Raw genomic sequence first — 18,249 nt, 5'->3', positions numbered from 1 at the left:
TGCTGATCAGCACAGACCATCCGCCGTCCGCTGATCTCGGACAGGTCACAGTGCGAGCGCTACGCCCGACTTGTCCCTTGACCTGATCGTCGGGAAATTCACAGGACCAAACCCCTGCCTGTAGGTTCCTGCCTGTCCGTTTGCTGACTCTTGGGGCGCAAGAGGCGTCACGGTCAGCGCAAAGGAATCCAGGAGTTATACCTTGAAGCGCATCTTCCTCCCGGCTGGTGGCGCGATCCTGGCCACCGGTCTCCTGGCCGCTGGCCTCTCCGCCGGCTCCGCCCAGGCCGCCAGCGACATCGCCTCCGACCCCATGGCCAGGAACTCCGGCGAGGCCGCCTCCATCGCGACCTTCTGGTGGAAGTCGAACGGCGCCGCCCTTCGCCAGGCCAGCGCCTACCACTGGGACTCGAGCGAGGTCAAGAAGCTCGTCAGCAAGGGTGGTTACACCCCCGACGGCAGCCCCGGCATGGTCGCTCCCACCGGCAACGCCGTGAGCTCCGGCACCGGCCAGAACATCAACATCCCCAGGACCGTCGGCAAGGTCTTCTTCCTCGACGCCAGCGGCCAGCCCCGCTGGTGCACGGCCACCTCGATCCAGGCCAACTACAAGAACCTGGTCGCCACCGCGGGCCACTGCGTGTACGACACCGACGGCAACGCCGACACCATGTCCAAGTGGGTCTTCGTCCCCGGCTACTACCAGGGCAAGGCGCCGTTCGGCATCTACGTCGGCAAGCAGGCCTTCACGCACTACGACTTCGACGTCTACGAGGACTACGACCGCGACTACGCGTTCGTCACCGTCTACAACGGCATCCGCTTCACCGGCGTGAAGCAGGTCGACAGCCGCGACTACAACCGCTTCGTCGGCCCGAAGTGGGGCGGCAAGTACATCCTGCTGTCCGAGGACGCGGGCCGCCTGGGCGACAACGTCGGCGGTCAGGGCTTCGCCTACAACCAGCCCACCGGCAAGTACGTGCGCACCTTCGGCTACCCGTACGCGCCGCACCCGGACGGCAGCAAGCCGTACACCGGCGTCACCCCGAAGAACTGCTACGGCAGGACCTCGGCCAAGACGGTCGGCTCGGCCGCGAAGAAGATCGAGGAGCACGTGGCGCTGAAGTGCCCGGTGACCCCCGGTTACGACGGCGGCCCCTGGCTGCTGCAGTACAGCAACGCCAAGCGTCTCGGCTACGTGAACGGTGTCACCAGCACCTTCAACGACCAGGACGGCAACGACCGCGTCGACTACATCTCCAGCCCGTACTTCGACAGCGAGACGGCCGCCGTGTACAACGCCGCCAAGAACCGCTGGTCGGGCAAGATCGTCGGCAAGGACGGCGAGCTCTACAAGTAGGCCCTTCGCCCGATAGGCGCTCACGCGCTTCGGGGCTCGGCCAAGGCCACAGTGGGGTCCACCCCCGCTGTGGCCTCTTCGTTTTCGGGCTCGGGGCGCTTGACGAATCGCCCATGCGGGCTCGGGGCGCTTGACGTATCGCCCGGATGGTGATGAGATCCCGCGTCAGCGTCGCAGTGCACCCGGCAAAGAGACCGTCGTGGGCGCGGAGGCGTCGAAAACACGGGAAACCTGTGCAACCACGCATCGAACCGACCGGACGCCTCGCCGCGTTCGGCACCCAGCTCATCGAAGTACACCACTGGCTCCGCGAGGAGCTGTCCCGGCTTCGCGACAACGTCGACGCCTTCCTCGACGGGGAGGGCCGGCGCCCACGCGAACTGCGGGCCCACTGCCTGACCTTCTGCTCGGCGCTCGAACGGCACCACACGGGCGAGGACCAGAACGCCTTCCCCACGCTGGCCGAGGAGTTCCCCGCCCTGCGGCCCACGCTGGAGAAGCTGCAGGAGGATCACCACCTGGTGGCGGGCATCCTGCGCAGGATCGAGGCCCTGGTCGGCGACCTCGACGCCGACCTCGACGAGAACGAGGCGGAGCGAGTGCGCCGGGAGCTCGACGGCCTGTCCGCCATCGTGGAGTCGCACTTCTCCTTTGAGGAGAGACAGATCGTCGAGGCGCTCAACTCACTGAACGATCCGGAGTGGGAGCGGTCGAAACCGGACTTCCTGAAGATGTCCGGCCAGCGCCCTGCCTGAATGACTGTGGGCCGTCCTCAGGGGCGGCCCACAGTCATGTCCACCCAGATCACCAACCGACCGTCATCAAACGACAACTGTCGGTAAGGTCGTCGCGTGCCGTCAATAGTTCACGGGACCGTCATCGATCTCTTCCGAAAGCGGCCCACGCTCGCGGCGACCCTGATCCGCGAGCGGGGCGTGGTTCTGGCCACCCACGACGAGGTGCGCCTGGAGTCGGAGAGCCTCGCCGACTGCAAGCCCGCCGAGTATCGAGCCGACGCGGTGATCGTGCACAGGGCCGAGAGCAAACCGGTCCTCGGCGTGATCGTGGAGGTGCAGCTGCGGCCCGACGAGGACAAGCGATGGAGCTGGCCGGTCTACCTGGCCACCCTTCGCGCCCGCCTGCAGTGCGACACCGCGCTGCTGGTGATGTGCCTGAGCAGCAAGACGGCCAGCGAATGCGCCACCCCCATCGACATGGGGCACCCAGGATGGAGACTCGCCCCTCTGGTCATGGGCCCTGACCATCTGCCGCGAATCACGGACGTCGCGCAGGCCATCGCCGAGCCTGAGCTCGCCGCGCTGTCCGTCGTCGCGCATGGGCGCGACCCAGGACCTGCGGGGCAGGAGGCCATGGACGTCTTCTACAAGGCGGCGCCGCTCATGGCCGACGGTCTGGGCAAGACATATGCTGATGTCGTACTGGCACTGCTACCCAAGGTAGCCGCGCGGAAGTTCGTGGAGGGACTCATGGCACTCGGCACCGACGAGTACAAGAGCGACTACGTCCGCCAATGGGTCGCCCAAGGCGAGGCCCAAGGTGTCGCCCGGGGTGTCGCCACAACCAGGGCCGAGGACATCATCCTCGCCTTCCGCACCCGAGGCATCGACGTCTCACCCGAGGCGGAGAGGCGCATCCTCGACTGCTCCGACGCCGACCAGCTGAGTGCGTGGTTCCCGAAGTCGATCACAGCTGACAGCGTTGAAGAGCTGTTCGACAGCGAGTGATGTCGTTCCGCACCCTCGGCTACTCGAGGCTGGTTCGTCCTCACGGCATCAGGTCGGAGACGAGCGGCAGGTGATGGCGCGCACCGCGGGGGCCGAGACGATCTGGGTGTGGTCGACGCCCGGCACCCTGATGTTCACGAAGCCGCCCTCGATCGCGAACAGCACGTCGCTGAGATCGCCCTCGAGGCCGTAGCCGTCCATCAGCTCGACGGAGCCTGTCCTCCACTCGCGGTTCACGCGCTCACCTCCGGGAAGTCGAGCTCGGGCTCGGCCACGTGGTTGAAGTAGTTGGACAGCGTGTTGAGCCCGATGTGCGCGACGATCTCGGCGAGCTCCGCGTCCGTCACCCCTGCCGCCCTGGCGGCGGTCAGGTCCGCGGAGTCGATGCGGCCCGCCGTACGGACGATGGCCCGAGTGAGCGCCAGGACGGCGCCGGCGTGAGGGTCGGCGTCATGGGCGGCGCGGGTGCCGAGAAGTTCCTCGTCCGTCAGCCCCATGCGGCTGCCGCGCAGGGTGTGGGCGCTTACGCAGTACGTGCAGCCGTTCTCCTGCGCCACCAGCAGCGCGATTTGCTCCCTGAGCCTGGCGCTCAACACCCCCTTGGACAGCCGGTCGCGCATGGCCAGGTAGCCCGACAGGGCGGCGGAGCTGTTGGCGAGGGTGGCATACAGGTTCGGCACCCGTCCGAGCTGGCGGCGGGTCTCCTCCAGCAGGCCGTCAGGATCCTCGGTGAGTTGCGGCAGGCGTGGCATGTCATCTCCAAACGGTACTGATCGGTTCCGTTAGGACGGTACCGATCGGTTCCATTCCTGGCAAGACCCGCATAACCTGACGCCATGCCCACGAACGCCCGCGAGCGCCTGCTGACCACCGCCGACGACCTCTTCTACGCCGAAGGCATCCGCGCCGTCGGCGTCGAACGCATCCTGAGCGTCTCCGGCGTCGGCCGCGCCTCCTTCTACCGCCACTTCCCCAGCAAGGACGACCTGGTCGTCGCGGTACTGCGGCGACGCGACGAGGCGTGGCGCGCATGGCTGACCGAGAGGGTGGACGCGCTCGGCGGGCAGCCCCTCAACGTCTTCGACGCCCTGGCCGAGCGCTTCGCCCGCGCCGACTTCCGCGGCTGTGCCTTCATCAACACCATGGTCGAGACCGCCGACCCGGCCAGCGCCGCCCACCGAGCCGCCGCCGAGCACAAGGAACGCGTCACGGACTATGTCGCCGACCTGCTGGACGACCGCGCCGAACTGGCCGGCTCCTTCGTGCTGTTGATGGACGGGGCCATCGTCACCGCCGTACGGGAGCGCTCGACGGCGCCCGCGCACCACGCCCGAGCCGTCGCCGAAGCTCTCCTGAGCACCTTCCAGGACGCGAAATCAGGGCTTTCCTGAACGTTTCCTGGCAAGATCGAGAGATATTAGACGGGGCGAGACCGATTTCGGTGCCACCAAGTTCCTGTGATCTGCGTCACATACAACACATCACAGAGAGTGCTGCCTCACTCACAGCACTTTTGTCCCATTCGCCACAACCCCTTGGGGCCCTGCGGGAACGTGGCTTACCGGATACCGGGCGCGATCATGTCTGACAGATAACGGAAAGGTCACGCAGGTTGGGGCTCCCGACGAAGGGCCCACAACGGCTTTCACCTGCGAAGATCACCGGGTTATGGTCCTTGCTATCCCTTTACTGACGCATGGGACGCATGTTGCGTCTCACGACAGAGCAAGGAGCAGTTCCCTTGAAGCGCATCCTCATTCCCGCCAGCGGCGCCGTCCTGGCCACCGGTCTGCTGGCTGCCGGTCTCGCTGGTACCGCCCAGGCGACCAGTGACGTCGCGAGCGACCCGATGGCGAAGAACGCCGCGGTCGCCCAGTCCATCGCCCAGTACTGGGCCGAGTCGAACGGTGCCGCTCTCAGGGCCGCCACCGAGTCGAACATCTGGGACAGCAAGGACGTCGCCAAGCTCAAGAGCACGGGCGGCTACAGCGCCGACACCAAGCCGGGCGTCGTCGCCCCGATCGGCGAAGAGAAGAAGACCGCGACCAAGTCGCAGAACGTCAACATGCCGAAGACCATCGGCAAGGTCTTCTTCGTCAACTCCAAGGGCGAGCGCAAGTGGTGCTCGGCCACCTCGATCCAGTCGCGCTACCGCAACCTGGTCTCGACGGCCGGTCACTGCGTGTACGACACGGCCGGCAACGCTGACACGATGTCGAAGTGGGTCTTCGTCCCGGGTTACTACCAGGGCAAGGCGCCGTTCGGCATCTACGTCGGCAAGCAGGCCTTCACGCACTACGACTTCGACGTCTACGAGGACTTCGACCGCGACTACGCGTTCGTCACGGTCTACAACGGCATCAAGATCGACGCCTCGAAGGCCAGCCAGGTCACCAAGAGCGAGTTCGAGAAGCACGCCGGCCCCAAGTGGGTCGACGAGAAGACCATCACCAGGGACGAGTACGTCGCGGGTGTCGAGAAGTACGGCATCAACGGCCCGTTCCAGTCGAAGGCCGTCGACCCCAAGGTCGAGACCGTCGCCAAGCCCGCAGACGTGTCCAGCAAGAACATCGAGGACTACGTCCTGGGCAAGGGCCCGACCGCGGGCGTCCAACTCACCGGTGTCGAGGTCCTCAAGTCGGTCTACACGGCGGCTGGCGACGGCTGGGACAACAACGACAAGTTCACCCGCCTCAGCGAGAAGAAGCCGATCAGCGCCGAAGAGTACGCGGAGCTGAACAAGGCCAAGGCCGACGGCAAGTTCCTGGGCGAGCTGACCGTCGACCTCGACAAGAACAAGCAGCCTACTGCTTGGTACAAGCAGCAGTTCTTCATCAAGAAGTGGATCAAGACCAGCGAGCAGTTCCGCTACTGGGTCGAGACCTACTACGTGCAGGACGTGAAGGCGGCTGACGCCGGTCGTCTCGGCGACGCCGTCGGCGGTCAGGGCTTCGCCTACAACCAGCCCACCGGCAAGTACGTCCGCGTGTTCGGTTACCCGGCCGCGGCGCACCCCGACGGTCACAAGAACTTCACCGGCATCACCCCCAAGTGGTGCTACGGCAAGACCACGGCCAAGACCGTCGGTTCTGCCGCCAAGAAGATCGAGGAGCACATCGCGCTGAAGTGCTCCATGACCGAGGGCGCCGACGGTGGCCCCTGGCTGCTCAAGTACAGCAACGCCAAGCGTCTCGGCTACGTGAACGGTGTCACCAGCACCTTCAACGACCAGGACGGCAACGACCGCGTCGACTACATCTCCAGCCCGTACTTCGACGGTGAGACCAACACCGTCTACAAGGCCGCTGCGAACGTGTGGTCCGGCAAGATCGTCGGCTAAGGCCGAGCTGCACGACCCGTGCTGAGAGGTGACTCTCCGCTCGGTTGCAACACCAGAAGGGGCCCGACATCGTCGGGCCCCTTCTGCGTTTCGAGCGGTCTGATCGAAATTTGCTGGCCCCTTCGACGCACCGGAGCCCGAAACGGTGCCATCTGGGCAATGTGATCTGTGTCACATCAGCAACTCACGCCGCGTGACGCCAGCACTCCAACCTCATTCGCCACACTAACAACATCTTTATGGTGATCTGCGGAAACATCACCAAGGCACCCACCCGCACCGTACCTGCGCTTCAGCCACTCAAACATCACAGAACGATCACGCCCGACTTGTGCGGCCTTTTCCCGCCAAAGCGGCTTCCTGTTTCCAAGATCGGCACTGTATGTTCCTGGCTATCCCTTTACTGACGACTGGGGCGCAAGAGGCGCCCCACGACAGCGCAAGGAGTTACCTTGAAGCGCATCCTCCTCCCCGCTGGTGGTGCCGTTCTGGCCACCGGTCTGCTGGCTGCCGGCCTCGCTGGCACCGCCTCGGCCACCCCGGCTCCGACTGACGAGTACCTCGCCAAGAGCGCTCAGCAGGTCGCGGACATCATCGACTTCTGGACGAAGTCCGACAACGCCGCCCTGAAGTCGGCCACGGCCTACCACTGGGACTACAAGGAAGTTAAGAAGCTCGTCCAGAAGGGCGGGTACGTCGCCGACACCAAGCCGGGCGTCGTCGCCCCGATTGGCGAGGAGAAGAAGGTCGCGGCCAAGGTTCACAACGTGAACGTGCCGAAGACCATCGGCAAGGTCTTCTTCGAGACCCGCGACGGCAAGCTGCAGTGGTGCACCGGTTCGTCGATCCAGAGCAACTACAAGAACCTGGTCGCCACCGCCGGTCACTGCGTGTACGACCTGGCTGCCAACAACGAGGTTGTTTCTCGTTGGGTCTTCGTCCCGGCTTACTACCAGGGCAAGGCTCCTTACGGCATCTACGTCGGCAAGCAGGCCTTCACGCACTACGACTTCTCGATCTACGAGGACTTCGACCGCGACTACGCGTTCGTGACCGTCTACAACGGCATTGGCGGCGGCGCCGGCAAGGCTGCTCAGGTCACCAAGGGCGAGTTCGACAAGCACGTCGGCCCGAAGTGGGTGGACGAGAAGGACATCACGGCTGCGGAGTACACCGCGGGCGTTGACAAGTACGGCGAGAACGGCCCGTTCAAGTCGAAGGCTGTCGACCCCAAGGTCGAGACCGTCGCCAAGCCAGCCGACGTCAACTCCGGTGCCGACGCCGCGAAGTACATGGACGCGGACGGCCACAACGGCGTCAAGCTGGTCGGCGTCGAGGTCACCAAGGGTCAGTACACCGCTGCCCCCGACGGCCTGGACAACAACGCCAAGTTCCTTGGCATGACTGGCCAGCCGCTGTCGATCAGCAAGGAAGAGTACGACCAGCTGTCCGCCGCCAAGGCTGACGGCAAGTTCCTGGGTGAGCTGACCGTCACCAAGGACAAGAACGGCAACGCCACGGCTTGGTTCAAGCAGCAGTTCTACATCAAGAAGTGGGTCAAGGCGACCGCCCAGACCCGCTACTGGGTGGAGACCTACTACGTCGTGGACGTCAAGTTCGTCGACAACGGCCGCCTCGGCGACGTCGTCGGTGGCCAGGGCTTCGCGTACAACCAGCCCACCGGCAAGTACGTCCGTACCTTCGGCTACCCCTACGCCGAGCACCCCGACGGCTCCAAGCCGTACACCGGTGTCACGGTGAAGAACTGCTACGGCAAGACCAGCGCCAAGCTGGTCGGCTCGGCCGCCAAGAAGATCGAGGAGCACGTGGCGCTGAAGTGCGCCATGACCCCCGGTGCTGACGGTGGCCCGTGGCTGCTGAAGTACAGCAACGCCAAGCGTCTCGGCTACGTGAACGGTGTCACCAGCACCTTCAACGACCAGGACAGCAACGACCGCGTTGACTACATCTCCAGCCCGTACTTCGACGGTGAGACCAACACCGTTTACAAGGCGGCTGCGAACACGGCTTCGGGCCCGATGTTCCCGTTCCCCAAGCCGTAACACGTCAACGTTGAGCTGGGGGTCCAAACCCCAACTCATCTGCTTCATCCGAAGGGCTCGGCATCTGCCGGGCCCTTCGGCCTTTTCCGGGGACACAGCGCGATGCCTGGAGCAAACCCTCAGGAAAGATCCCTTACGGGAGAGACACGAGGGTCGGTAGGGTCTTAACACCCCTTTTGCTGATTTGTGGAGCCCCCCGTTGAAGCGCCTGCTCATCCCCCTTGCCGCTGCCGGTCTGACCGCCGCCGCGCTGGCCGCACCCGCCGCCGCCGCTCCCAGTTGGGTCACCGACCCGCTGGCCCCCAAGCCCGCTGACGCCTACAGCACCGCCAAGTTCTGGCTGAACGCCAACGGCGCCGCGCTCAGGAAGGCCACGCAGTACCACTGGGACTCCAAGGACGTCACCAAGCTGGTCAAGGTCAGCGCCGACCAGCCCGATGACGGCAAGCCCGGCATCGTCGCCCCCACCGGGGCCGCCAAGACCGGCGGCAAGGTGAAGAACGTCAACCTGCCCAGGACCCTCGGCAAGGTCTTCTTCGTCGACCGCAAGGGCGAGTACCGCTGGTGCTCGGCCACCTCGATCCAGTCGAGGCACCGCAACCTCGTGGCCACCGCCGGACACTGCGTCTACGAGCACGGGCGTGACGTCTTCGCCAAGTGGGTCTTCGTCCCCGGCTACTACCAGGGCAAGGCGCCCTTCGGCGTCTTCTCCGGCGCGTACGCCTTCACCGCCTACGATCTCGACACCTACGACGACTACGACGGGGACTTCGCCTTCGTCGCGGTCCACAACGGGTTCTCCCTCACCGGCAGTCGCGAGGTCCCCAAGGGGGAGTTCACCGACTGGGCCGGCGACAAGTGGGTCGAGCACGAGGAGATCAAGGAAGACGAGTACAAGACCGGCTTCGAGAAGTACGGCGCCGCGGGGCCGTACTGGTCGAAGGACTTCGACGTCACCCCCGAGAAGGTCGGCCACGACTACAAGGGCGAGAAGACCCTCACCAAGGTCGAGGTGACCGAGAAGGAGTACGGCGACGCCGCCCCCAGCACCACGGCCAACGTCAACGGCGAGCAGTACGAGAAGGTCGGCCCGACGCCCATCAGCAAGGAGAAGTACCAGGAGCTGACCAAGCTCAAGGCCGACGGCAAGTTCCCCGGCAAGCTCCACGCCGAGGTCAGCAACGGCGCCGAGATCGCCTGGTACGAGAGCCACTACTACATCAAGCAGTGGGTGAAGTCGGGCAAGACCGTCCGGTACTTCCGCGACCACTACATCATCGGCATGGCCAAGGACGCGGGGAAGCTCGGGGACGCCGTGGGCGGGCAGGGCATCGCGTGGAACCAGCCGACCGGGCAGCCCGTCTTCGTCTTCGGCTACCCCGCCGACCCGCACCCCGACGGCGACAAGCCGTACACCGGGGTCACCCCCAAGTACTGCTACGGCAAGACGGGCACGAAGACCTACCAGGTCAACTCGTTCAGGGTGGAGACCCACCAGGCCCTGAAGTGCTCGCTGACCGGCGGCTCGGACGGCGGCCCCTGGCTGCTGAAGTACAACAACAGCAAGCGCCTCGGCTACGTCAACGGCGTGACCAGCCTCTTCCACGACCAGGACGGCAACGACCGCGTGGACATGATCAGCTCGGCGTACTTCGACGGTGAGACCGCCGACGTCTACAACAAGGCGCAGTACGCGGAGACCAAGGCCGTCGTCGGCCCCAAGGGCGAGATTCTGCAGTAGAAACGCGCGACAGCGGCCCGGCTCTTCACGAGCCGGGCCGCTGTCATCTCGATCCGGGTGCGGCCTCGGGGAGAAGCTCATCGACGGAGTCGGCCGCAATCGCCCGGATCAACCAATCCCGCAGCTGCTCGGTGTCCATGCAGGCTCGCACGCGGGCAGCCACGTCGTCGGGAACCGTCATTCCCCGGATCTCCAGCACGCGCAGAACCGATTCCGCTCGTCCCTCGTTGAAGCCCCGGACCCAGTCCCGGAGGTACGTCAAGAGATCGGCGTATTCGGCTCCGACAGCGGCGTCGAGCGCTTCCACCAACGTCCGTTGCGCCTCGCCCGAGGCTGCCTGGTAGAAGTCGGTGAAGCTGTCGGCCATACGCCTCGGTGGCATCCACCAGGATTCTGCGGCCTGGCCGCCCAAGCCGGGCAGCATGGCAAGGACGATGGCCAACTCGGGATACTCGGAAGCCGACAAGGACGAGAGACCGCCTGGGGCGAACACCCGAGGTCGCAGCTCATAGCCGTGGAATCCGGTGATGATGCGTTCCGCCGCCCATGCCGCGACCCGATCATCCGGGCAGAGCACCACGAGGTTCACCGCGCACCGGTAGTCCAACCAGAGCTCGGCGACCTGTCGAGCCCACGACTCGCGTCGAGAAGGTGCCTCGCTCATCTGCAGCGCGAGAAGAACGACCTGCGACCCCACGGAGATCACCGCGCCCTCGGGTCGCCTCAGGATGACTTCCGCTGAGCCAGCCGCCTGCGCATCGTCCACGCAAGCTTTCACGACCGCCACCGGACGAGCCAGCATCAGATCGAGCACGATCGACATGTCACGCTACGTTACGTCGAACATCCAGCGAGTGCTGGCCGTACGTACGAATTGCCGCTGATGACAACTCGCGCCGACAGCCGGTGACCGGTGACCGGAAGGCGGGCCGAGCTGGACGCCAGCCCACCGCCAGAGGACCCGAATGCGCTCTGGGACCAGCAGGCATCACAGGCCCGTCTCGGGCGTGCGTTCGATCAGACCGGCAGTAGGTCCTTGGCGCGTTCGTTCAGCTCCATCACCGAGGGCTCCGAGCGGTAGGGCTCCAGTCTGCGGCGTAGGTCCGAGGCGTACGAGCGGGTGCGGACCGACTGCAGCTCGCCCGCCAACGCCAGCGCCTCCGTGGCCGTGCTGCAGGCCTCCTCCAGCTCCCCGCACTGCAGCAGCCCGGCCGCCAGCAGCGAGAGGTTGAACATCCGCCCGCGCACGTAGCGTCCGTCCATCTCCAGCGATCTGCGGGCCTGCCGGACGGTCCGCTCGCCCTCGCCCAGGTCTCTGAAGCAGTGGGCGAACTTCGCCGACAGGTACGCCTCGTCGAAGTAGGACAACCAGCTCGGCTCGTTGCCCTCGCTCCTGCGCTCGAAGGCGCGTTCGGCGGCGTTGAGCGAGCTCGCGCAGGAGGTCGTGTCGCCGAGACCCGCGTGGGCGTGGGCCTCCAGGACGTGGCAGGAGGCCATGAGGGTGTCGATGCCCGACCTGCGGGCCGACTGCTGGGCCGCGCGCGCCAGGTCGAGGGCGTGGGCCGGCTGGCCCATGTAGAGGGCCTGGTGGCTCATCCCTGCCAGGATCTCGCCGCCCAGGCCGTCGTCGCCGCCGCCGCGGGCCAGGCGCAGGGCCTGGATGAGGTAGCGCTGGGCCAGACCGTGCTGCTCGAGGTCGTAGGCCATCCAGCCGGCCAGCCTGGTGAGCTCGGCGGCGGCTGAGGCCAGGCGCCTGCCGGTGGCATCGCCGTACGAGCCGTCTCTGAGCAGCGGTGTGACCGCGGTGTCGAGGTACTTGACGACGGCGGAGCGCACGCGGCCGCCGCCGAACCTGTTGTCGAGCTCCCCGAAGGAGCGGGTGACCTCGTGGATGGCGGCGATGTCGGCCAAGCCGACCCTGCGCCCGCCCTTCCCGGTCGGCTCACTCTCCTCGGGGAACGTCAGCCAGCGGATGGCCCCTACCGACCCTGCCCCTATCGCGAAGGTGGAGTCGAGCAGAAACCTGCGTCGCTCCACGTCCGCCCGCCACAGTGCAGTCACTGTCGCGACTCCCTCCCGCCACGTGTGAGTGAACTCCTGCCCGAGGTGGAGGGGAGTAGTGATGGCCGGCATGCCGAGATCCTCCGGCGAAACCCTGCGGCCGAGACGGAGCGCGAAGATCTCCGTGAGTAGGCAGGGAACCGGGTCCCTGGGCCGCTGACCACCGATCCAGCGCAGCACGGAACTGTGGTCGTACTTCAGGCCCGGAGTGCCGCGAGCGGCACCCAGATCATTCAGCCTGCGGGCCAGCCCCTTGTGGGAGAAGCCCGCCTCGGCGATGAGGGCCTGAAGCGGCCGGTTGACCTCACGTTCCATGGGCTCCCCCTCAGCGGAGAGTCGCACGTCATTACAGAGCGTCCCAGTTGTAGCACGCAAGGTAACCCGCGCGGTGCCGTTCCACAAAGGAAGGACAAACTTCGCCGCTGAGAGAGCGCCACAACGGTGGTGGCTAGAGCCTGGCGACGCCGTCCATCCGCGCCTGCTCCGACACCGCGGCGATGACGGCGGGAGCGACACGGGGATCGAACGGGCTGGGGATGACGTAGTCCTCGCTCAGCGCCTCACCGACCACGTCGGCCAGCGCCGAGGCCGCGGCCACCTTCATGTTCTCGGTGATGGTCGTGGCGCGGACGTCGAGCGCCCCTCTGAAGACGCCGGGGAAGGCGAGCACGTTGTTGATCTGGTTGGGGAAGTCGGAGCGTCCCGTGGCCACGACCCGCGCGTAACGGGCGGCCACGGCCGGGTGCACCTCGGGGTCGGGGTTGGACAGCGCGAACACGATCGAGTCGGGCGCCATCGAGGCGATCGCCTCCTCGGGCACCGTCGAGCCCGACAGCCCGACGAACACGTCGGCGCCCTCGAGCGCGGCGGCGGTCGAGCCGGTGAAGCCCGCCCTGTTGGTGTCGGCCGCCAGGGCCTCCTTGTAGGGGTTGAGCCCTGAGCGCCCCGAATAGATCATGCCCTTGGAGTCGGACACCGCGATGTCGCCGATGCCCGCGTTCAGCAGCATGCGGGTGACGGCGACGCCTGAGGCGCCCGCCCCCGCGACGACCGCCCGAAGCGCGGACAGCGGCCGTCCCGTGAGCCTCGCGGCGTTCTTGAGCGCGGCGAGGACGACGATCGCCGTGCCGTGCTGGTCGTCGTGGAAGACGGGGATGTCGAGGAGGGCGCGCAGCCTGTCCTCGACCTCGAAGCAGCGCGGCGCGCTGATGTCCTCGAGGTTGATGCCGCCGAAGGACGGCGCGAGCCTGGCGACCGTCTCGACGATCGCGTCGACGTCGGTGCAGTCGATGCAGAGGGGCACCGCGTCGACGCCGGCGAACTCCTTGAACAGCAGCGCCTTGCCCTCCATCACGGGCATGGCCGCCGCGGGGCCGATGTCGCCGAGGCCGAGGACGGCGGTGCCGTCGGAGACGACGGCCACCACGTTGGAGACCCAGGTGTAGTCCCTGGCCAGCTCGGGGGATTCGGCGATGGCCGAGCAGACCTTGGCGACCCCCGGCGTGTAGGCGAGGGAGAGGTCGTCGGCGTTGCGGACGGGGATGGTGGAGCGGACTTCGAGCTTGCCACCGCGGTGGAGGGCGAAGGCCGGATCCAGGTCGAGGGATTCGAGAGATGCAGAAGCGGGCGTGACAGCCACAGCGACCCCAGTAGTTCATCGGAAACGGACACGAACCAGACGCGGCACGAGAGGTGTCGTACGCAGGGCGTCTTCGTGAGGGGGTACGGGGGTCACCCGTTTTTTGATTCTGCCACATACTGAGACGCGGCCATGTGTAAGGAGTGTTAACAGGTTGGATCTGACCTCATACGCGGAGTTGGCCGTCCTGCTGGTCAACGGCGAGCTGCCGGACGAGGGCGACCTGCGCGCCGAGCTGACGACCGTCTTCGCGCACGCCGCGGCCGGCAGGGAGCGGGAGGCCGTCGAACTGCTCAACGACCTGCTCGCGCGCCATCCGGTCAGTCCGCAGATCTCGGGGCACGACGGGCAGCGCTGGCACCTGCACCTGGCGGAGGGCGGCGTGGTGATGGGCCTGGCCGCGGTGGTGACCGAGCTCGGCGTGGACAGGCTGGGCGTCTGCCAGGCTGCGCGATGCTCGCGGGTGTTCGTCGACACCTCGTCCAACCGCTCGCGCCGCTACTGCTCCGAGCGCTGCGCCAGCAGGGCGAACGTGGCCGCCTACCGGGCCCGGCGCAGGAGCGGCCAGTAGCGCAGCACGACCGTGCCGACGATGTCGGCGACGGGCCCGAAGTCCCAGCTGTCCCTGCGTCCTGCGGCGCGCTGGTTGTCGCTCTCCAGCCACCAGCCCTCGGCGCCGTGCCACCGGGCCCTCTTGACGATCAGCTGGGCCGGGTCGCCGGGCAGCCTGGCCACGACGAGGTCGCCCGGCTGAACCCTTGCGCCACGCCGTACCAGGAGCCAGTCCCCCGGCAGGAGTGCGGGACGCATGGAGTCACCTTCGACACGGACCCTCATGGGCTCATGATCTCCCTACGCGAGTAAGGTCGGTAACCGGACCAAGCTGATACAGCATCAAGGAAGGACTTTCTGATGCTCGCACGACTGCTACGACCCAAGCACGTCGCTTCCGCGCACTGCGACCTGCCCTGCGGTGTCTACGACCCCGCCCAGGCGCGGATCGAGGCCGAGTCGGTCAAGGCGATCATGGAGAAGTACGCAGGCAACGAGGACCCGGTCTTCCGCTCCCGCGCCCTCACCATCAAGGAGGAGCGCGCCGAGCTGGTCAAGCACCACCTGTGGGTGCTCTGGACCGACTACTTCAAGCCCCCGCACCTGGAGACCTACCCGCAGCTGCACCAGCTGTTCTGGGAGGCCACCAAGCTCGCGGGCGCGGCCGGCGGCAAGGGCACGGTCGACGTGAATAAGGCCGACGAGCTGCTCGGTAAGATCGACGAGATCTCCAAGATCTTCTGGGAGACGAAGGCGGCCTGAACCGTCAAGGAAGGGCCCCGCGGTCGCGGGGCCTTTTTCGTTGGTTGGCGCGTCTGAATCCGCCAATCGGGTCCCGGTGGCGGTAAGTTGCAGAGAGCGTCCTATACGCGAGGAGGAACGTGACCGAGGACACCGAGGCGCGCGTGATTCGTGATGTGGTGAGCGTCCGACTGCCCGCCGCGAGCGCGTATCTGTCCGTGCTCCGTACGGCTACTGCCGGCCTGGCCGCACGGCTTGACTTCACGCTCGACGAGATCGAGGACCTGCGCATCGCCGTCGACGAGGCCTGCGCCATGCTGCTCAACGAAGCCGTGCCCGGCACCGACCTGACGGCCGAGTTCGAGCTGACAGGGCAGGAGATGCAGGTCAGGGTGGAGGTCGCGACCGTGGGCAGCTCCGCGCCCAAACGCGATGACTTCGCGTGGATGGTGCTGACGGCCTTGGCCGACGACGTGGACGCGGTGACCGACTCCCCCGACCGCATGGCGATCGTCCTGCGTAAGCGCCGAGGCGCGGCGAGGCCGGCGTGACGGAAAGGACTGGAGCCATGGCCGCCAGCGACCACGCCGTGCCCGACAGGGTGCGCGCCCGCATGCTCTTCGCCGAGCTGGCCGAGCTGGGCCCGGAAGAGCCGCGCAGGCAGCGCATCAGGGACGAACTGGTCGAGCTTCATCTTCCCCTGGTGGAATACCTGGCCCGGCGCTTCCGCAACAGGGGCGAATGGCTCGACGACCTGACCCAGGTCGCCACCATCGGCCTGATCAAGTCGATCGACAGGTTCGACCTGGCGCGCGGGGTGGAGTTCTCCACCTACGCGACGCCGACCATCGTCGGCGAGATCAAGCGGCACTTCCGTGACAAGGGCTGGGCCGTGCGCGTGCCGCGCAGGCTGCAGGAGCTCAAGCTGTCGCTGACCAAGGCGATCAGCGAGCTGTCGCAGCGTGAGGGGCGCGCGCCGACCGTGGCCGAGCTGGCTGCGTTCCTGAAGATGACCGAGGAAGAGGTGCTCGAGGGTCTGGAGTCGGCCAACGCCTACTCCACGGTCTCCCTCGACGCCCCCGACTCGGGCGACGACGACGCGCCCGCCGTGTCCGACTCGCTGGGCATCGTCGACGAGTCGCTCGAGGGGGTGGAGTACCGCGAGTCGCTCAAGCCGCTGCTCGAACGGCTGCCTCCGCGCGAGAAGCGCATCCTGCTGCTGCGCTTCTTCGGCAACATGACGCAGTCGCAGATCGCCACCGAGCTCGGCATCTCGCAGATGCACGTCTCGCGCCTGCTGGCCCGTACGCTCGCGCAGCTGCGCGAGGGGCTGACGGCCGAGGACTAGTCGCCGTACAACGCCTTGGTGGTCGGCGGCGCCAGCAGCGTGCCGAGGCCCGCGATCGCGGCCGCCAGCAGTGGCACGCCGATCGCGGGCCAGCCCGACTGCATCACCGTGATCGACACGGGGATCAGGAAGATCTGGGTCAGCACGCCGGGCGCCCTGCCCCACCGTTCGGCCCTGAGCAGGCCGCCCACGGCGACCCAGATCAACCCCGCCCCGACGAGCAGCCCGAACGCGGCCTCGGCGAGCGCGGCGGTGGTCTCCGTGGCCTCACCGGCCAGCGTGCCGACCAGGGCGTAGACCCCGAGCCCGAGCGCCACCAGTCCCTCTGCCGCCACGATCGCAGCGGCGGCCACCAAGCTCCAAGGGCGCATGCTTCTTCATTCCTCTTGTACGGCATAAGCGGGCTCAAGGCCACCGTCGCTCACCGGTGACCGACCGTCCTCCACGCTACTCCAGCAGGACTCCGGCCGGTCGCCGTCACGTCAGGGCGCCCCCATCATCCCGGCCCCTGCCCTCGCCCTCTCCACCGGGCGGCCAAGACGGACCAAGACCCGAAAATGCGACACGCGCCTCTCTAGGCCGCTATACGGACAAGCCGGACATGGATCATTGGCTACGCTGGCCGTATGCGCGCGATGCTCCTGGTCAACCCCAAGGCGACGACGACGAATCGCCGCACGCGTGACGTGCTCATCCGCGCGCTGGGTGCCGCCGTCGACCTGACCGTCGAGGAGACGCGCTACAGGGGGCACGCTGCGGCGCTGGCCCGCACCGCCCATGCCAAGGGCTACGACACCGTCGCGGTTCTCGGCGGCGACGGCACCGTGAACGAGACCGTCAACGGCCTGCTCAACGCCGGCGGCAGGGCCGAACGCCCCGCGCTCATCGTGATCCCCGGCGGCAGCGCGAACGTCTTCGCCCGCGCCCTGGGTCTGCCCAACGACCCCATCGAGGCCACGGGCGCGACCCTGGAGGCCCTGCGCGAGGATCGCCGCAGGTCCGTCGGCCTGGGCCAGGCCCTCTGGGAGGGTGAGAGCCGCTACTTCACCTTCTGCGCGGGCATGGGCTACGACGCCGAGGTCATCCGCGCGGTGGAGGGCCTGCGCGGCGCGGGCCGCAAGGCGACCCCCGCACGCTACGTGAACACCGCTGTGCGCCACTATCTGGCCACCGACAAACGCCACGCCGCGATGACCGTGAAGGGTCCAGGCATCCCCGCGGCGGAGGGCGTCTTCATGGCGATCATCTCCAACACCTCGCCGTGGACCTACGTGGGCTCGCGCCCGGTCGAGCCGACCCCGTGGGCGAGCTTCGAGACCGGGCTCGACCTGCTCGGGCTCCAGCGCATGGGGCTGCCCTCGATGACCTCGATCATCCGGCAGATCCTCACGGAGCGTGACACCCTTCCACGGGGCAGGCACCTCGTGCAGCTCCACGACGAGGCCGAGTTCACCCTCTCGGCAGAGCGTCCCGTCGCCTTTCAGCTCGACGGTGACTACCTGGGCGAACGCGAGTCCGTAACGTTCCGATCTGTCCCGGACGCGTTACAAGTTCTGGTCTAGACGGTTACATTCGGTCATTGTGTGATGCATCCGACATCCATATCCGCCAAAACTTAGCGCCAAACCTCTTGCGTGTACTCAGCGTGGCTGGAAGTCT

General features: G+C 66.8%; 19 protein-coding genes. 12 read left to right on the top strand and 7 right to left on the bottom strand.

The window, feature by feature from the left end:
- The first annotated feature begins 202 nt into the window (after positions 1-202).
- The 3 genes from FHR33_RS32610 (at position 203) to FHR33_RS32600 (ending at position 3,105) form a co-directional block, all read left to right on the top strand.
- Positions 203-1,360 (top strand): trypsin-like serine peptidase, encoded by a 1,158-nt coding sequence (locus FHR33_RS32610; RefSeq protein ID WP_183655912.1) that lies wholly within the window; start codon positions 203-205, stop codon positions 1,358-1,360.
- Positions 1,361-1,593: 233 nt separating this feature from the next.
- Positions 1,594-2,115: a hemerythrin domain-containing protein gene (locus FHR33_RS32605; RefSeq protein WP_312895819.1), complete on the top strand. Its 522-nt coding sequence runs from the start codon at positions 1,594-1,596 to the stop codon at positions 2,113-2,115.
- Between the two features lie 96 nt (positions 2,116-2,211).
- Positions 2,212-3,105: a hypothetical protein gene (locus FHR33_RS32600; protein WP_183655908.1), complete on the top strand. Its 894-nt coding sequence runs from the start codon at positions 2,212-2,214 to the stop codon at positions 3,103-3,105.
- Between the two features lie 48 nt (positions 3,106-3,153).
- Here the strand turns inward: FHR33_RS32600 and FHR33_RS32595 are convergent, their stop codons facing one another.
- Both FHR33_RS32595 and FHR33_RS32590 read right to left on the bottom strand, forming a co-directional pair.
- The gene (locus FHR33_RS32595; RefSeq protein ID WP_183655906.1) at positions 3,154-3,342 is read right to left on the bottom strand and encodes a hypothetical protein; all 189 of its coding nucleotides are present in this window, start codon (positions 3,340-3,342) and stop codon (positions 3,154-3,156) included.
- The gene (locus FHR33_RS32590) at positions 3,339-3,857 is read right to left on the bottom strand and encodes a carboxymuconolactone decarboxylase family protein (RefSeq protein WP_183655904.1); all 519 of its coding nucleotides are present in this window, start codon (positions 3,855-3,857) and stop codon (positions 3,339-3,341) included. The genes FHR33_RS32595 and FHR33_RS32590 overlap by 4 nt, the downstream gene beginning before the upstream one ends.
- Positions 3,858-3,941: 84 nt before the next feature.
- Here FHR33_RS32590 and FHR33_RS32585 point away from each other — a divergent pair, with 84 nt between their 5' ends.
- The 4 genes from FHR33_RS32585 to FHR33_RS32570 all read left to right on the top strand — a co-directional run bounded on the left by FHR33_RS32585 (position 3,942) and on the right by FHR33_RS32570 (position 10,249).
- Entirely contained in the window at positions 3,942-4,496 is a 555-nt protein-coding gene (locus FHR33_RS32585) for a TetR/AcrR family transcriptional regulator (RefSeq protein ID WP_183655902.1), read from the top strand.
- A 350-nt stretch (positions 4,497-4,846) separates the two neighbouring features.
- The gene (locus tag FHR33_RS32580; RefSeq protein ID WP_183655900.1) at positions 4,847-6,445 is read left to right on the top strand and encodes a trypsin-like serine peptidase; all 1,599 of its coding nucleotides are present in this window, start codon (positions 4,847-4,849) and stop codon (positions 6,443-6,445) included.
- 452 nt (positions 6,446-6,897) lie between these two features.
- A complete protein-coding gene (locus FHR33_RS32575; protein ID WP_183655897.1) occupies positions 6,898-8,508 on the top strand; it encodes a trypsin-like serine peptidase in 1,611 nt (536 codons plus the stop codon).
- Positions 8,509-8,707: 199 nt separating this feature from the next.
- The gene (locus tag FHR33_RS32570) at positions 8,708-10,249 is read left to right on the top strand and encodes a trypsin-like serine peptidase (protein ID WP_183655894.1); all 1,542 of its coding nucleotides are present in this window, start codon (positions 8,708-8,710) and stop codon (positions 10,247-10,249) included.
- A 43-nt stretch (positions 10,250-10,292) separates the two neighbouring features.
- On the opposite strand, the gene FHR33_RS32565 is transcribed toward FHR33_RS32570, so the two are convergent.
- The 3 genes from FHR33_RS32565 to FHR33_RS32555 form a co-directional block, all read right to left on the bottom strand.
- Positions 10,293-11,072 carry a hypothetical protein gene (locus tag FHR33_RS32565; RefSeq protein ID WP_183655891.1) on the bottom strand — a complete coding sequence of 260 codons (780 nt, stop codon included), beginning with the start codon at positions 11,070-11,072 and terminating at the stop codon, positions 10,293-10,295.
- 194 nt (positions 11,073-11,266) lie between these two features.
- Positions 11,267-12,625 (bottom strand): NsdA family TPR-like regulatory protein, encoded by a 1,359-nt coding sequence (locus FHR33_RS32560; protein ID WP_183655888.1) that lies wholly within the window; start codon positions 12,623-12,625, stop codon positions 11,267-11,269.
- Positions 12,626-12,758: 133 nt separating this feature from the next.
- Positions 12,759-13,949 carry an NAD(P)-dependent malic enzyme gene (locus FHR33_RS32555; RefSeq protein ID WP_183655885.1) on the bottom strand — a complete coding sequence of 397 codons (1,191 nt, stop codon included), beginning with the start codon at positions 13,947-13,949 and terminating at the stop codon, positions 12,759-12,761.
- A 154-nt stretch (positions 13,950-14,103) separates the two neighbouring features.
- Here FHR33_RS32555 and FHR33_RS32550 point away from each other — a divergent pair, with 154 nt between their 5' ends.
- Positions 14,104-14,520: a CGNR zinc finger domain-containing protein gene (locus FHR33_RS32550; protein ID WP_183655883.1), complete on the top strand. Its 417-nt coding sequence runs from the start codon at positions 14,104-14,106 to the stop codon at positions 14,518-14,520.
- On the opposite strand, the gene FHR33_RS32545 is transcribed toward FHR33_RS32550, so the two are convergent.
- Entirely contained in the window at positions 14,490-14,786 is a 297-nt protein-coding gene (locus FHR33_RS32545; protein WP_183655878.1) for a S24 family peptidase, read from the bottom strand. The genes FHR33_RS32550 and FHR33_RS32545 overlap by 31 nt on opposite strands.
- A gap of 75 nt (positions 14,787-14,861) precedes the next feature.
- Here FHR33_RS32545 and sodN point away from each other — a divergent pair, with 75 nt between their 5' ends.
- The 3 genes from sodN (at position 14,862) to FHR33_RS32530 (ending at position 16,590) form a co-directional block, all read left to right on the top strand.
- Positions 14,862-15,263, top strand: a complete 402-nt coding sequence (gene sodN / locus FHR33_RS32540; protein ID WP_221241347.1) for a superoxide dismutase, Ni — start codon at positions 14,862-14,864, stop codon at positions 15,261-15,263.
- Between the two features lie 119 nt (positions 15,264-15,382).
- Positions 15,383-15,793, top strand: a complete 411-nt coding sequence (locus FHR33_RS32535) for an ATP-binding protein (RefSeq protein WP_183655876.1) — start codon at positions 15,383-15,385, stop codon at positions 15,791-15,793.
- 17 nt (positions 15,794-15,810) lie between these two features.
- The gene (locus FHR33_RS32530; RefSeq protein ID WP_183655874.1) at positions 15,811-16,590 is read left to right on the top strand and encodes an RNA polymerase sigma factor SigF; all 780 of its coding nucleotides are present in this window, start codon (positions 15,811-15,813) and stop codon (positions 16,588-16,590) included.
- Here FHR33_RS32530 and FHR33_RS32525 read toward each other — a convergent pair.
- Positions 16,587-16,961 (bottom strand): hypothetical protein, encoded by a 375-nt coding sequence (locus tag FHR33_RS32525; protein WP_183655872.1) that lies wholly within the window; start codon positions 16,959-16,961, stop codon positions 16,587-16,589. The two genes, FHR33_RS32530 and FHR33_RS32525, sit on opposite strands and share 4 nt — an antisense overlap.
- Before the next feature lie 255 nt (positions 16,962-17,216).
- Between FHR33_RS32525 and FHR33_RS32520 the strand changes: the two genes are divergently transcribed.
- Positions 17,217-18,152, top strand: coding sequence for a diacylglycerol/lipid kinase family protein (locus FHR33_RS32520; RefSeq protein WP_183655870.1), 936 nt, complete (start codon positions 17,217-17,219; stop codon positions 18,150-18,152).
- The last annotated feature ends 97 nt before the right edge of the window (positions 18,153-18,249 follow it).

Origin of the sequence: Nonomuraea dietziae, from assembly GCF_014195505.1 — a bacterium.
Lineage (GTDB): Bacteria > Actinomycetota > Actinomycetes > Streptosporangiales > Streptosporangiaceae > Nonomuraea > Nonomuraea roseola.
This window is presented reverse-complemented; position numbering and strand designations above follow the sequence as displayed.

Bases quoted from the DNA above. Each gene is read 5' to 3' on its own strand.
- FHR33_RS32585 (WP_183655902.1), top strand. From the start codon at position 3,942: ATGCCCACGAACGCCCGCGAGCGCCTGCTGACCACCGCCGACGACCTC.
- FHR33_RS32560 (WP_183655888.1), bottom strand. From the start codon at position 12,625: ATGGAACGTGAGGTCAACCGGCCGCTTCAGGCCCTCATCGCCGAGGCG.
- FHR33_RS32520 (WP_183655870.1), top strand. From the start codon at position 17,217: ATGCGCGCGATGCTCCTGGTCAACCCCAAGGCGACGACGACGAATCGC.
- FHR33_RS32590 (WP_183655904.1), bottom strand. From the start codon at position 3,857: ATGCCACGCCTGCCGCAACTCACCGAGGATCCTGACGGCCTGCTGGAG.
- FHR33_RS32545 (WP_183655878.1), bottom strand. From the start codon at position 14,786: ATGAGGGTCCGTGTCGAAGGTGACTCCATGCGTCCCGCACTCCTGCCG.
- FHR33_RS32565 (WP_183655891.1), bottom strand. From the start codon at position 11,072: ATGTCGATCGTGCTCGATCTGATGCTGGCTCGTCCGGTGGCGGTCGTG.
- sodN (WP_221241347.1), top strand. From the start codon at position 14,862: ATGCTCGCACGACTGCTACGACCCAAGCACGTCGCTTCCGCGCACTGC.
- FHR33_RS32525 (WP_183655872.1), bottom strand. From the start codon at position 16,961: ATGCGCCCTTGGAGCTTGGTGGCCGCCGCTGCGATCGTGGCGGCAGAG.
- FHR33_RS32530 (WP_183655874.1), top strand. From the start codon at position 15,811: ATGGCCGCCAGCGACCACGCCGTGCCCGACAGGGTGCGCGCCCGCATG.